General features: G+C 68.7%; 12 protein-coding genes and 1 other RNA gene. 2 read left to right on the top strand and 11 right to left on the bottom strand.

All coding sequences use genetic code 11. The annotated features are described in order from the left end of the window. Nucleotides 1-7: 7 nt before the first annotated feature. From J7E96_RS22325 to J7E96_RS22300, 6 genes are all read right to left on the bottom strand, one after another. The gene (locus tag J7E96_RS22325; protein ID WP_215133442.1) at nt 8-1,339 is read right to left on the bottom strand and encodes a nitrate/nitrite transporter; all 1,332 of its coding nucleotides are present in this window, start codon (nt 1,337-1,339) and stop codon (nt 8-10) included. Between the two features lie 185 nt (nt 1,340-1,524). Further along, nucleotides 1,525-2,391: a chitosanase gene (locus J7E96_RS22320; protein ID WP_215133441.1), complete on the bottom strand. Its 867-nt coding sequence runs from the start codon at nt 2,389-2,391 to the stop codon at nt 1,525-1,527. Beyond that, nucleotides 2,388-3,719, bottom strand: coding sequence for an acyltransferase (locus tag J7E96_RS22315; RefSeq protein ID WP_215133440.1), 1,332 nt, complete (start codon nt 3,717-3,719; stop codon nt 2,388-2,390). The genes J7E96_RS22320 and J7E96_RS22315 overlap by 4 nt, the downstream gene beginning before the upstream one ends. Then, a complete protein-coding gene (locus J7E96_RS22310; RefSeq protein WP_251070269.1) occupies nt 3,716-5,878 on the bottom strand; it encodes a bifunctional polysaccharide deacetylase/glycosyltransferase family 2 protein in 2,163 nt (720 codons plus the stop codon). Before J7E96_RS22310 ends, J7E96_RS22315 begins: the two co-directional genes overlap by 4 nt. Further along, nucleotides 5,875-6,498: a hypothetical protein gene (locus tag J7E96_RS22305; RefSeq protein ID WP_215133439.1), complete on the bottom strand. Its 624-nt coding sequence runs from the start codon at nt 6,496-6,498 to the stop codon at nt 5,875-5,877. The genes J7E96_RS22310 and J7E96_RS22305 overlap by 4 nt, the downstream gene beginning before the upstream one ends. Nucleotides 6,499-6,739: 241 nt before the next feature. After that, the gene (locus J7E96_RS22300) at nt 6,740-7,705 is read right to left on the bottom strand and encodes a LysR family transcriptional regulator (RefSeq protein WP_215133438.1); all 966 of its coding nucleotides are present in this window, start codon (nt 7,703-7,705) and stop codon (nt 6,740-6,742) included. 119 nt (nt 7,706-7,824) lie between these two features. On the opposite strand from J7E96_RS22300, the gene J7E96_RS22295 reads away from it, so the two are divergent. Next, entirely contained in the window at nt 7,825-9,090 is a 1,266-nt protein-coding gene (locus J7E96_RS22295) for an MFS transporter (RefSeq protein ID WP_374196706.1), read from the top strand. A gap of 29 nt (nt 9,091-9,119) precedes the next feature. Here the strand turns inward: J7E96_RS22295 and ssrA are convergent. The 5 genes from ssrA to ftsE all read right to left on the bottom strand — a co-directional run bounded on the left by ssrA (nt 9,120) and on the right by ftsE (nt 12,959). Continuing rightward, nucleotides 9,120-9,490, bottom strand: a transfer-messenger RNA (tmRNA) gene (gene ssrA, locus J7E96_RS22290). A gap of 107 nt (nt 9,491-9,597) precedes the next feature. Continuing rightward, nucleotides 9,598-10,083, bottom strand: a complete 486-nt coding sequence (gene smpB / locus J7E96_RS22285; protein ID WP_214969401.1) for an SsrA-binding protein SmpB — start codon at nt 10,081-10,083, stop codon at nt 9,598-9,600. Between the two features lie 18 nt (nt 10,084-10,101). Then, the gene (locus J7E96_RS22280) at nt 10,102-11,274 is read right to left on the bottom strand and encodes a S41 family peptidase (RefSeq protein WP_215133436.1); all 1,173 of its coding nucleotides are present in this window, start codon (nt 11,272-11,274) and stop codon (nt 10,102-10,104) included. A 68-nt stretch (nt 11,275-11,342) separates the two neighbouring features. After that, nucleotides 11,343-12,260, bottom strand: coding sequence for a permease-like cell division protein FtsX (ftsX, locus tag J7E96_RS22275; protein ID WP_215133435.1), 918 nt, complete (start codon nt 12,258-12,260; stop codon nt 11,343-11,345). 9 nt (nt 12,261-12,269) lie between these two features. After that, nucleotides 12,270-12,959, bottom strand: coding sequence for a cell division ATP-binding protein FtsE (ftsE, locus tag J7E96_RS22270; protein ID WP_028815006.1), 690 nt, complete (start codon nt 12,957-12,959; stop codon nt 12,270-12,272). Nucleotides 12,960-13,217: 258 nt separating this feature from the next. On the opposite strand from ftsE, the gene J7E96_RS22265 reads away from it, so the two are divergent. Continuing rightward, nucleotides 13,218-13,412, top strand: coding sequence for a hypothetical protein (locus J7E96_RS22265; RefSeq protein WP_215133434.1), 195 nt, complete (start codon nt 13,218-13,220; stop codon nt 13,410-13,412). Nucleotides 13,413-13,416: the final 4 nt, after the last annotated feature.

Raw genomic sequence — 13,416 nt, 5'->3', positions numbered from 1 at the left:
GCGCGGCTCACACCTCCGCATACGTGAGCTGCGGCTTCGCCGGCACGGCCGCCGGACGCCGAAGGTATACCGCCCAGGTGACGGCGAAGCACGCGGCGTAGAAGGCCAGGAAGGCCGCGAAGGCCGCCGTACCCGTTCCCGCTGTCTGGAAAGACTGACGGAAGGCGAGGTTGATCGCGAGTCCGCCCAGCGCGCCGACCGCGCCGATCAGCCCCATGGACGCCCCGGACAGCCGCCGCCCGTACGCCGCCGCCTCCTCGCCCTCCATTCCGTTCGCCAGCGCCTTCGCCTGGAAGATCGCGGGGATCATCTTGTACGTCGAACCGTTGCCGAGGCCGCTCAGGACGAACAGCGCGGTGAAGCCGGTCAGGAAGACGGGGAGGGACTTCGTGGTGGAGGCGTAGACGACCACGGACGTTGCCGCTGCCATCGCGGCGAAGTTCCAGAGGGTGATGCGCGCGCCGCCGAAACGGTCGGCGAGGGAGCCGCCGAGGGGGCGGATCAGCGAGCCGAGGAGCGGGCCGATGAAGGTGAGCGAGGCCGCCTGGAGCGGCGTACGGCCGAACTGGGTCTGGAGGACCAGGCCGAAGGCGAAGCTGTAGCCGATGAAGGAGCCGAACGTCCCGACGTAGAGGAAGGCCATGATCCAGGTGTGCGGGGCGCGGATGGCCGCCTTCGCCGCCCCCGTGTCGTTGCGTACGGGCGCCAGGTTGTCCATCCACAGCGCGGCGCACACCGCCGCGAGGATGATCAGCGGGATGTACGCGGCCAGGAGGATGCGGGGGTGGTTCGCGCCCGCCACCGCGATGACCAGCAGGCCCACGAGCTGGACCACCGGTACGCCGATGTTTCCGCCGCCCGCGTTCAGGCCGAGCGCCCAGCCCTTCTTACGGAGCGGGAAGAAGGAGTTGATATTGGTCATGGAGGAGGCGAAGTTGCCGCCTCCGACGCCGGTGAGCGCCGCCACCACCATGAAGGTGGTGTACGACGTGCCGGGTTCCATGACGGCGTACGCCGCGCCCGTCGGCAGGAGCAGCATCAGGGCGCTGAAGATGGTCCAGTTCCGGCCACCGAAGCGGGCCACGGCGAAGGTGTACGGCACCCGGACGACCGCGCCGACGAGCGTGGCGGTGGCGATCAGGAAGAACTTGCCCGCCGGGTCGATGCCGTACTCCGGGCCCATGAAGAGCACCATCACGGACCACAGGGTCCAGATGGAGAAGCCGATGTGCTCGGAAAATACGGAGAAGAGCAGGTTGCGGCGGGCGATCCGCTCTCCTGATTCCTTCCAGAAGGTGTCGTCCTCGGGGTCCCACTGTTCGATCCACCGGCCTGCCATGACGCGCCTCCACGAGTATTCGGGTCGTAGAGGCGACGCTAGGGACAGTGGATTTCAGGCCCCGTGCCGTGAGGTGACCGGCGCGCAACCTTGATCTCACCCGGCGCGGGGCCGGGCGGTGAGGGAGCGGGCCGGGGACTGTACGGCCTGCATGCAGCTGACCGACGGGCGCCACTGCCGCGATCTCAGCGGGAGCGGAATTCCTCTCCGTACATGTGCCAGGTCAGCGGTGTCCTCAGATCGAGATTGCCCTCCCGCAGGAAGACCCGCTGGGCCGTGTCGATGCGGCTGGTGTCGCGACCGGAATCCGACTGCTTCATCACCTGGCGGCAGGTGTCCAGGAACGCGTTGAGGTACACCGTCTCCTTGCCGCCCTCGGCCTTGGTCTTCGCCTTGGCCATCGCGCGCTCGCGGATCCCGTAGAAACCGTCACGGCCGACGCCGGGGCCGTGCAGGACCATCGCGTCGTAGTAGATGAACTGGCCGAGCGTCCCGAGGCCGTCCATCTTCGCGAGGTCGACAGCCTCCTTGAAGTACATGCTGTCCCGCAGTTCGTCCTGCGCCGCGCGGAAGGCGGCCTGGTCGGCCTCCTGCTCCCACGCCTCGGTGAAACCGTCCAGGCCCTTGTGCGAGTCGGTGCCGTTGACCTCGCGCAGAGCGGGCAGGTACTCGGCCAGGCCGTTGTCGGGGTGGTCCTCGGTGTAGGACTCGACAAGCGTCAGCATGTCCTTCGTGCCGGAGCAGAAGCCGACCACACCGCCGCAGTAGCCGGAGCCGTGACCGCTGTCCGCGATGTGGCCGTACAGGCTGCGCCACTTCTTCGTGGAATTCATGGCGGTCGCCACCAGCTCGTGGGCGAGTTCCTTCTTGTCCGGGGCCGCGAGGCCCGGCGGCAGCTTCGCTATCAGGTCCTCGGCCGCATCGCGTTCATGCCGCGCGCGCTCGGCGGTGCTGCGCGCCTGGTCCGCTTCGGACTGGGCCGGGGCGAAAGCGTACAAGGAGATCATCGCGACGGGGGCGATGGCGAAGAGGAGCCAGCTGACGCGCTTCATCCTGTTGCTTCCGATCGTTGTGCGACCTTGCTGCGGGCCTTGCCGTTCGGCCAGAGGCGCGGGCTTCGCCGGCCGGCGACGTCCTCGACCCAGCCGACGGCCAGGATCATCAGAGCGAGTAGCGGCCAGACCAGTACGAACGTGAGGAATTGGTAGGAATTACCCAGCATTTCGGCGAAGTTGTCGCTCACGAACGGGATCTTCCACAGCAGGTCGATCAGCGGGACCGCCAGCAGGATCAGGATGTTGTGCCAGAGGTAGATGGTGATCGCTCGGTTGTTGAACAACGTCACCAGCTTGTCGAACCGGGCAAGCCTGCCGGGCAGTCGCTGCCAGGAAGGTGAGTACGTCAGCAGGATGGTGGTGAAACCCAGGGACCACGTGGCCTGGGCCAGCGGAATGGCGTTGAGGTTCCAGCCCTCCTCGGTCAGGTGACCCGATGCCCACCACAGGCCAAAAGCCATGACCATGGCCGCGCTCGATACGACGATGTAGCGCGGGATCTTCTTGAGCAGGCCGTCCTGGTGAGCGAAGCCCAGAATCCAGCAGGCTCCGAACTGGGCGAACGCGCTCACGGCGCTGCCGGTCTCCCCCGGGATCGTCACCAGGCCGGTCTCGATGACCGCCGTCAGCGCGATCGGCGCGAGCATCGTCAGCCACGGGCTCCTGCGGAACGCCATGAGCAGCAGCGGCGAGGCCACCACGAACCACAGGTACGTGCGCAGATACCAGAGCGGGACGATGGCGCTGACCGCCCAGCCGGTACCCAGCAGGTCGGTGTCGGTACCGACGGCCCAGGGGAACGGCGGGGCGCCGACCGGGACGAGGTAGTTGAGGATCTTCAGCCACCACCAAAGACCGTCTTCCGCCGAGGCCCTCCAGCCGGCGTAGAACATGAAGCCCAGCATCATGGCGCCGAACACCCACAGGGGTGGCAGCAGTCGTCGGATCCGGTCACGGATCACCCCGGCGGCCGGGCGGCTCAGCGACCGGGCCATCAGCGAGCCCGCCAGCGCGAACATCACGCCCATGGAGGGAAAGACGACGGTCAGCCATGCCCAGCCGACGGTGTGGAAGAGGACGACGCGGATGAGCGCCGTGGCGCGCAGCAGGTCCAGATACCGGTCCCGGCCGGGCGCTTTCGGCGCGGCGACGGGCTCGGGCGCGGGCGCGATTGCGGTCGCGGTCACCGGGTGGGCGTGCTCCTGCGGATGCGGGTACGGGTACGGGTCGTACGCCGGTTCCGCGTACGGCTGCGGTGCGAACGGGTCCCCGCCCGCGTTCTCGTACTGCTGCCGGTACGGACCCTCGGGACAGTTGTGCGTCATGCGACGCGCCTCCGGTCGCGGCGCTGCGTCGGCACGGCGCCCGGTGCGGCTCCCACGACTCCGGTACGCCGCAGCTTCTGCCAGCGCAACCGGCCGCCGGTGAGTGCGGTGATCCAGGACTGGAGCAGCACGGCGTACATGAGCTGCCGGTAGAGGAGCTGCTGGAGGGGGAGCGAAATGAGGTACGTCATCTTCTCCTTGTCCAGGCGGAAGGCGTACGCCGCGCAGACGCCCTGCAGGAGGAGTACGCCCAGCCAGGCGGCGATCGTCTTCCCGGTCGGGCCGAAGACCAGGCCGTACAGGAGGAATACGTCGATGAGCGGCGCGAGCAGCGGCGTGACCACCATGAAGAGCGAGACCAGCGGCATGCCGACGCGGCCGAACCGGCCGGACGGGCCCTTGTCGACGAGGGAGCGGCGGTGCTTCCAGATGGCCTGCATGGTGCCGTAGCTCCAGCGGTAGCGCTGCGACCACAGCTGCTGGACGGTCTCGGGGGCCTCGGTCCAGGCCCGCGCGTTCTCGGCGTACACGACTTTCCAGCCGTCGCGGTGGATGGCCATGGTGATGTCCGTGTCCTCGGCGAGGGTGTCCTCGCTCATGCCGCCGACCCGCTCCAGCGCCGTGCGGCGGAAGGCGCCGACCGCGCCGGGGATGGTGGGCATGCAGCGCAGTACGTCATACATGCGGCGGTCGAGGTTGAAGCCCATCACGTACTCGATGTGCTGCCAGGCGCCGATCAGGCTGTCCCGGTTGCCGACCTTGGCGTTGCCCGCCACCGCGCCGACGACCGGGTCGCCGAAGGGCTGCACCAGCTCGCGGACCGTGGACGGCTCGAAGACGGTGTCGCCGTCCATCATCACGACGATGTCGTAGCGGGCGTGCCCGATGCCGTTGTTGAGGGCGGCGGGCTTGCCGGAGTTCTCCTGGCGTACGACGCGTACGTTCGGCAGCCGCATCGCTTCGACGATGACCGCGGTGCCGTCCACGGAGCCGTCGTCGATGACGATGACCTCGATCGGATGGTCACTGCTCATCAGCGAGCGGACGGTGTTGGCTATGCACGCCTTCTCGTTGTACGCGGGGACCAGCACCGTGACCGGTTCGGTGACCGGAGCGCCCCAGCTGAAGTTACGCCCGCGCACCTTGCGGGCGTGCACGAACGCCAGGACCAGCATCAGGCCGAAGCGCCCCATGACGAGGACACCGACGATGCTGAGGCCGGCCACCAGGACGGTCGTGATGTTCTCCGAGATGCCGACCGCGTAGACGAACGCCTTGGCCTTCCACAGCTCCGGGCCGGTGACCTGGGTGTGGGCGGTGGGCGCGTTCAGCGCCTTGCTGAGCGTGGTGAACTCGTAGCCCTTGTCCTGCATGGCGGGCAGGAAGCGTCCGAGGGCCGCGACGGTCTGGGAGCGGTCACCTCCGGAGTCGTGCATCAGGACGATCGCGCCCTTGCCGGCCTTGGGCGTGGCGTTGCGGATGATCGTGTCGACGCCCTGGCGCCGCCAGTCGTGGCTGTCGGTGTCGTTGAACGCGGTGATGTAACCGCGGCTGCCGATCGACTTGACGAGGTTCCAGTTCTTGTTGTCCAGGTGCCGGACGAAGTTCGAGTACGGCGCCCGGAAGAAGGACGTGCGGACGCCGGCCGCCCCCGCGAGCGCCATCTGGTTCTGGGAGAGCTCCCGGTCCAGGCGGGACTGCGCCTGGAGGGAGAGATCGGGATGGTTGAAGGTGTGCAGGCCCACCTCGTGACCCTCCTCCACCATCCGCTCGACCAGCTCGGGGTGGCGGGAGGTCATCGCTCCGGTGACGAAGAAGACCCCGTGGGCGTCGTACTTCTTCAGCTGGTCCAGGACCTTGGGCGTCCAGACCGGGTCCGGGCCGTCGTCGAAGGTGATGACGATCTTGTCGTCCGGAACGCGCAGGCTGACGGGCTTGTCCGGCTGCCGTGCGTCGATGACGGGTCCGCCCTCGTGGATCTCCCTGGGCACCTGACGCCTGTCGTCGAGGATCCTGATCCGGTGATCGGGCTGGATCTCGTTGTGCACGTACCCACGCATCATCAGCATGGCGAAGAGCGCGGCGAGGAAGAGTGAGGGCAGCAGGTAGCGCATGGGCAGCCTGCGTCGGCGCCTGATGGCTCGGCGTCTGGCTGTCATGCGCTGTCTCCTGAGGGCGGATCGGGCCTGACCGAGGGGGCACCGGGGGTGCTGTCGCTGTGGGCGGGGGTGCTCGGCTTTGGCCTCGGCACTGGCTCAGTGGCGGTACGGCCCGTGGCGGGCGATGTGGGCGAGCGGACGGAGTCGGGCGGCGGGGCGACGGTGGCGCCCGAGGACCCGGGCTCCGGGGAGGCCGCCGGGCGTCCGGGCGGGCTGGCGGGGACGGGCGCGTCGCCGGAACCGCTGCCGGCGGGCGGCGCGGGAACGACTGACCCGCTGGAGTCGGTGGGCGGGGGCGCGCCGGGTGCCTGGCCGGCGCCGCTGCTAGCGGGAGCGGGCAGCGAAACGGGCTCCGTGGGGCCCGGTGAGGTCTTGACCGTCTCCGCCTTCTTGCCGTCGAACTGGCCGGGTATCAGCAGCCAGGGCGCGTTGGAGTTGCCGCCGCTCAGGGTGGCGACCAGCACGCCTCCGTAACAGGCGAAAGCGAAGGCGAGAACCCAGCCGATGCGGCGGAGCTTCTTGCTCCTGCGGCCGGTCTCGTCAACGAAGACCGGCCCGTCGGATTCCTCCGGGAACTCCGGGGCATCCGGCAACTGCCGGTGGAGGACGTCGAGCTGCACGGTGCCGAGCTGGACCGTGATCTCACTCGGATTCAGATCTTGCGAGTACCCGATTCGGGCATCATCTCGCCAATTTTCCACAGTTGTACGCACATCCCCCACTGAAAGGATTCGGGGGTGCGCACGCGACTGCCTGGATATCTGTCGCCGGATTTGGGCCCCCACCCACCCCGAGCGCCCCCTACCACACCGCACCCAGGCGACGAATGTAGCGCACGCCGGACACGGTCGGATCCCGTAGTCAGGCGTTGTTGAGCATCAGTGACATGTCAGCCTCGGGCAGCCAGCCGCCTACTGGCATTTCCAGCCACTCGTTCCGCTCCCCAAGCTCAATTATTGCCCCTTTTAGCGCCTCAAATCCCTTATGGCGGAGACCTTTGCGCCACACAAGTGAGATGGGCGACAGTGGTACGGGGTCCACGATCCGGCGCAGTTCCATGCCCGGCACGGCGATGAATTCGGTACTCGCCAGCACCGACCAGCGCCGCTTACGGACCACCCGTACGAACTCCTCCGCACCCTCGATCTCCGGGAACGGCGCCGCCACCTCGATGCCCCGCCCCGCGAAGAGCCGGAGCGCCAGATCGGTCCACTCGGCGGTGGCCGGATTGCCCGCCCCCGCATAGAGGGTCTCCCCCGCGAGCGCGTCCAGCGGCACCTCGTCCAGCGCCGCCAGCGGATGGTCCTCGGCGAGCAGTACGGCCATCCGCTCGAAGCGCACCGGCCGGTGCTCCAGCCGGTCGAGCACCGCGGGATCGAGCCCGGCGACCCGGCCCGAGGACACGTCCAGCCGGCCGGCGACGATCTCGGCCGCCGCGCCCGTGAGGCCGCTGTGGAAGCGCGCGACGAACTCGACGTCGGGCGCGGCCGCCCGTGCCGCCTCCAGCACCTGGTACGCCGTACCGACCGGCGCACCGACATCGACGACGAGCGGCCGCTCGTCGAGTGCCCAGGCCGCGCCCATCTCGTCGTACGCCGCCAGTACGCGTCGTGCGTACGGCAGGAGTCGCCGGCCGTCCGCCGTCAGCGACACGCTGCGGGTGGACCGTACGAACAGCTCGGAGCCCAACTCCCGCTCAAGGCGCCGGATGTCGCGGCTGAGCGCCTGCTGGGCCACGTACAGCCTGGCGGCCGCACGGGTGAAGTGAAGATCCGCGGCAACCGCCTCGAAGGCGCGCAGCAGACGGGGTTCGATGTCATGGGGCACGCCGTGAACTTACAACGCGAGTGCGTGAATCGACGCCCAGAAGGTGTTGGACCGCCGCCGCCCCTCACCGCAAAGCTTGATCCATGCCCCTCCAAGAACCCCCCTCCCCTCTGCCTGCCATGTCCGGCGACATCCTGATAGCCACCGACCGCCCCATCCGTTACGCACACGAACCGCACCGCCGCGGACCCGGCCGCCTCTCCCCCTACCGCCGCCTCTTCGCCAACCCCGGCGCCCGCGCCTTCACCGCGGGGAACCTCCTCGCCCGGCTCCCGATGGGCATGTTCAGCGTGAGCGCGGTCATGATGATCGCCGGTTCGCGCGGCTCGTACGCCCTGGCAGGTGCGGTCACCGCGACCGGCCTCGCCGTCACCGCCCTGGTGGCGCCGTGGACGGCCCGGCTCGTCGACCGTCACGGCCAGGCCCGCGTAGCGGTGCCGGCCACGGCCATCGCGGTCCTCGCGTCGCTCGCTCTCCTCCTGTGCGTCCATTACGACGCACCGGACTGGACGCTCTTCGCCGCGTACGCCGCTACCGCCACCACCCCCAACACGGGCGGCATGTCCCGCGCCCGCTGGGCCCACCTGCACCGGGACGACCCGGCGGCCCAGCACACCGCCAACTCCTTCGAACAGGCCGCCGACGAGCTGTGCTTCATGCTCGGCCCGGTCGCCGCCGCCTTCCTCTGCTCGGCGCTCTTTCCCGAGGCCGGCACGCTGACCGGCGCGATCCTCCTCATGGCGGGCATCCTGATCTTCGCCGCCCAGCGCTCCACGGAACCGCCCGTCGCCCCCCGCACGGCGACCACCCGCTCCCCCCTGCGCCTGCCCGGCGTGCCGGCGCTGCTCGCGGTCTTCCTGGCCACGGGCGCGGTCTTCGGCTCCATGGAGGTCGTCACCCTCGCCTTCGCCGACGGCCTGGGCCACGGCGCGGCGGCGGGCCCGGTCCTCGCCCTCCAGGCGGCCGGATCGTGCGTGGCGGGCCTGCTGTACGGCTCCGCGCGCCCGGCAACGAAGCCACACGTCCGCCTGCGCGTGTGCGTCGCGGCGATGACGCTGCTGATGTCCCTGCCCCTGCTGGCGGCCTCGACGGGCTCGCTGGTCGCGGTCGCCGCAGCGCTGCTCCTCGCGGGCGCGGCGACGGCGCCCACGATGGTCACGGGCATGACCCTGCTCCAACGCGTGGTCCCGCCAGCCCAGTTGAACGAGGGCATGACCCTGGCTGTCACGGCCATCCTTGGCGGCATAGCCGCAGGCTCGGCAACGGGCGGCTGGCTGGCCGAACACACGACCCCGGCCACGGGCTACGCGCTCCCGGTGACGGCCGCGGCCATCGCCCTGCTGCTCTGCGCGCACCGGCACACGACAGAGGCCCCACCGTCCTAGGACAGCGGGGCCTCGGCCTCACATGGGAATTGTGGAGATGGCGGGAATCGAACCCGCGTCCAACGGTGCAGAAACAGGGCTTCTCCGAGTGCAGTCCGCTGCGATTTTCTCGGCCCCGGAGATCACACGGACAAGTCTCCGACGGGCTCAGTCACTGTTTGATTTCCCACCCGATCCCGTGACCGGACCGAGTGGTTTAGTTCCCTTGATGATGCCAGGATCCGGGTCGGGAACACCCCCGGGCTGACACTTCGCGCAGTCGCTACTTAGGCAGCGAGGGCGAAGGAATCGCGCTTGGAATCGGCGATTATTGGTTGCGACATATGGTTAACGAGATCATTGCCGCTTCCTCGACTCGCTTCCCCTGCCTCGACATCCGCTGTCGAAACCGATCATCCCCATGTTGATTTATCAAGGTGGTACGTGTGCCCCGAGGAGCACATGCGCCATCGTACGTGAACAACGCACGACCGTGCCAGCCTATTCCTCACGGCCGGCCCTCAGCCGTCAGACCCGCCCGCGCTCCCGGCGCTTCACGGCCGAGATCGCCCGGTTCGTCTCCCGCAGGTCCTGCTTCTCGCGCAGCGTCTGCCGCTTGTCGTACTCCTTCTTACCCTTGGCCAGCGCGATCTCGATCTTCGCCCGGCCGTCCTTGAAGTACATCGCGAGCGGCACGATCGTGTGACCCGTCTCCTGGGACTTGCTCGCGAGCTTGTCGATCTCCACCCGGTTCAGCAGCAGCTTGCGCTTGCGGCGCGCGGAGTGGTTGGTCCACGTCCCCTGCGTGTACTCCGGTACGTGCACGTTGTGCAGCCACGCCTCGCCCCCGTCGAGCTGCACGAAGCCGTCCACCAGCGAGGCGCGTCCCTGGCGCAGGGACTTCACCTCGGTGCCGGTCAGAACCATGCCGGCCTCGTAGGTGTCGATGATGAGGTAGTCGTGTCGCGCCTTCTTGTTCTGCGCGATCATCTTGCGCCCTTTTTCCTTAGCCATAGTGCGTTCATTTTCGCACTACGACCCTCCCCCGAGGCCACTCAATACTGTCCGGGCCCGTTCTTCGGCCCGTTCGCTCACCGCGAGGTCCGGGCTGATGCCCCTGCCGTCGACGCTGTGCCCCGCCGGGGTCCGGTAATGGCCGACGGTGAGCTCGGCCACGGAGCCGTCCGGCAGCCGGCTCGGCATCTGGACGGAGCCCTTCCCGAACGTACGCGAACCCACAGTGACCGCCCGGCCACGGTCCTGGAGCGCGCCCGTGACGAGCTCCGCCGCGCTCATGGTGCCGCCGTCGACGAGCGCCACGACGGCACGGTCGGTGTCCCCGCCCGGCTCCGCGTACAGCGCGCGCTGCTCGCCCTCCATGTCGTACGTCGCGACCAGGCCGCCGTCGAGAAAGGCGGAAGCCGCGGTGACGGCCTCGGTGACGAGCCCGCCGCCGTTGCCGCGCAGATCCAGCAGCACGCCGTGCCCCTCGGGTACGGCACGGACCGCGTCCCGTACCTGCTCGCCCGAGCCCTTGGTGAAGGACGCCACCTTGATCAGCGTGGCACCGTCCGGCAGCCGCTCGACGGTGACGGCCTCGGTGGCCAGCCGGGCACGCCGCAGCCGCTCGGTCCACCGCTTGGTGCCGCGCTCCAGACCGAGTACGACCGAGCTGCCGGCCTCCGCCACCCCGTCGCCGTCTCCGCGCAGCAGCTGGACGACTTCGGTGACGGGCCGGTTCTCCACCGGGCGCCCGTCGATCGTACGGAGCCGGTCGCCCGCCCTGACTCCCGACCGCTCGGCGGGGCCGCCGCGCTGCACCCTGGACACCTCGATGCGGCCGTCCTGGGCGCGCTCGGCCCAGAGGCCGACGCCCGTGTACTCGCCGCCGAGCGCCTGCTCGAACTCCTCGTACTCCGCCGGGTCGTAGACCGCGCCCCACCGGTCCCCGCTGCGGCTGACGACCTCTTCGGCCGCCTCCTTGCCTGACTTGCCGTCTGCCATCGCCTGGGCGGCGGCCTCGGCGACCGCTTGACGGTCGGTGGCGGCCGCGACGGAACGGGCGGAGAGCGAAGGGGACTTCTCGGCGTCGCGCTGCCAGGAATCGGTGGCGGCGGCAGTGACAAGCACGGTCGCGAAAACCAACGTCAGGGCCGCCCCGCGGCGAACACCGCGGGGATGAGGGGTTGCTTCCGGGCCCGGCATGGCGCCGAGTCTAGGACAAACGAAGAGCGCCGTACGGTCGGTTGACCGTACGGCGCCAGGGGCTCATGTCACACCTTGAGGTACTTGCGCAGTGCTACGAAGCCCGCCATCGCCGGCATCAGCAGGGCGATCGCGAGGACCAGCGGCAGCTTGGCCAGCACCGCGTCCCAGCCGATGAAGTTGACGAGGGTCAGCTTCTCGGACAGTGCCAGGCCGTGGTCGATCAGGAAGTACCGGCCGGCGAGCAGCATGACGCAGGCGAACACACCGCCGATCAGGCCCGCGACCGCGGCTTCCATGATGAACGGCATCTGGATGTAGAAGCTCGACGCGCCGACGAGCCGCATGATGCCCGTCTCACGCCGACGGCTGAAGGCGGAGACGCGCACGGTGTTGACGATCAGCATCAGCGCGATGACGAGCATCAGGGCCATCACGTAGAGCGCGACGACGTTCATGCCGTTCATGAGATTGAAGAGGTTGTCGAGGATGCCGCGTTGGTCCTGGACGGACTGCACACCGTCCCGGCCCGCGAACGCGGTCGCGACCACCTTGTACTTCTCCGGGTCGTCGAGCTTGACGCGGTACGACTCCTGCATCTGGTCCGGGGTGATGGTGTCGGCCATCGAGGAGTCCCCGAACTGCTCCTTGTAGTGCTTGAACGCCTGGTCGGCCGACTCGTAGTCGATGCTCTTGACGATGTCCATCTTGTCGAGGTCGGCGTAGACCTGCTTCTTCTGCTCAGCGGTGACCGCCCCCTTGGCGCACTTGGGGATGGTCTCCGCGTCGTTCTTGTTGCAGAAGAAGATGGAGACGTTGACCTTGTCGTACCAGTAGCCCTTCATCGTGCTCACCTGCTCGCGCATGAGCAGCGCCCCGCCGAAAAGGGCGAGGGAAAGGGCGACGGAGATGACCACTGCGAAGGTCATGGTGAGGTTCCGGCGGAGACCGACGCCGATCTCCGACAGGACGAACTGGGCGCGCATGGCGTCCTTTCAGTGCTGGTAGCCGTAGACGCCGCGAGACTGGTCGCGCACGAGGCGGCCACCCTCGAGTTCGATGACGCGCTTGCGCATCTGGTCGACGATCTGCTGGTCGTGGGTCGCCATCACCACAGTGGTGCCGGTGCGGTTGATGCGGTCCAGCAGCTTCATGATGCCGACGGAGGTCTGCGGGTCGAGGTTGCCGGTCGGCTCGTCCGCGATCAGCAGCATCGGGCGGTTGACGAACGCCCTCGCGATCGCCACGCGCTGCTGCTCACCACCGGAGAGCTCGCCGGGCATCCGGTCCTCTTTGCCGCCGAGGCCGACAAGATCGAGGACCTGGGGCACGGACTTGCGGATCTCTCCGCGCGACTTGCCGATGACTTCCTGCGCGAACGCCACGTTTTCCCCAACGGTCTTGTTGGGAAGAAGACGGAAGTCCTGGAAGACGGTGCCGAGCTGGCGCCGCATCTGCGGCACCTTCCAGTTGGACAGGCGCGCGAGGTCCTTGCCGAGGACGTGCACCATGCCGTGGCTGGCGCGCTCCTCACGCAGCAGAAGCCGCAGGAAGGTTGACTTACCGGAGCCGGAAGAGCCCACGAGGAAGACGAATTCGCCCTTCTCGACCTCCAGGGAAACATCCCTGAGGGCGGGGCGGCTCTGCTTCGGGTAGGTCTTGGAGACGTTGTCGAATCGGATCACGGGTGCACCACGGTCGCCGGGAGTAGGTGAGCGTGACCATACGCGACGCGGGCAGGGGCGCGCAGTCGGCGTCCTGGGATGGGCGATTTATCACGGATCGCCGACCACTTCTGAACGGAACGGAACGGCCGTAACCCGGCGGGGCGCGCCGGAACGCGTGGGAGCTGGCACAGTGGGAGAGGGAACAGTCACGTTCCCCTGAGCGTTGGGCGAGAGAACGCGTGAAGGCGTCCCCGCCGCGCGGGAGGAGGAAAGCGCATGACCTATGACCGACTGGTGTGCGCGAACTGCGCGGCCCCTGTGAGCGAGGGCCGCTGCCGGGTCTGCCGGGCGCACCGGGCCAGGATGCAGCAGGAGGGCGGCCCGCTGGGCGGGCTGAGTCCTGCGGCGCTGCTGGCTCTGGTGGCGCTGCTGGTGGCCGCGGTGGCCCTGCTGGTGCACCGGACCGCGTAAGAAC

Source organism: Streptomyces sp. ISL-96, assembly GCF_018614035.1.
Classification (GTDB): Bacteria; Actinomycetota; Actinomycetes; order Streptomycetales; family Streptomycetaceae; genus Streptomyces.
Note: the sequence above shows the minus strand (reverse complement) of the source record. Positions and strands in the feature narration are given on the sequence as shown.

Bases quoted from the DNA above. Each gene is read 5' to 3' on its own strand.
- J7E96_RS22325 (WP_215133442.1), bottom strand. From the start codon at position 1,339: ATGGCAGGCCGGTGGATCGAACAGTGGGACCCCGAGGACGACACCTTC.
- J7E96_RS22320 (WP_215133441.1), bottom strand. From the start codon at position 2,391: ATGAAGCGCGTCAGCTGGCTCCTCTTCGCCATCGCCCCCGTCGCGATG.
- J7E96_RS22315 (WP_215133440.1), bottom strand. From the start codon at position 3,719: ATGACGCACAACTGTCCCGAGGGTCCGTACCGGCAGCAGTACGAGAAC.
- J7E96_RS22310 (WP_251070269.1), bottom strand. From the start codon at position 5,878: ATGACAGCCAGACGCCGAGCCATCAGGCGCCGACGCAGGCTGCCCATG.
- J7E96_RS22295 (WP_374196706.1), top strand. From the start codon at position 7,825: ATGTCCGGCGACATCCTGATAGCCACCGACCGCCCCATCCGTTACGCA.
- smpB (WP_214969401.1), bottom strand. From the start codon at position 10,083: ATGGCTAAGGAAAAAGGGCGCAAGATGATCGCGCAGAACAAGAAGGCG.
- J7E96_RS22280 (WP_215133436.1), bottom strand. From the start codon at position 11,274: ATGCCGGGCCCGGAAGCAACCCCTCATCCCCGCGGTGTTCGCCGCGGG.
- ftsX (WP_215133435.1), bottom strand. From the start codon at position 12,260: ATGCGCGCCCAGTTCGTCCTGTCGGAGATCGGCGTCGGTCTCCGCCGG.
- J7E96_RS22265 (WP_215133434.1), top strand. From the start codon at position 13,218: ATGACCTATGACCGACTGGTGTGCGCGAACTGCGCGGCCCCTGTGAGC.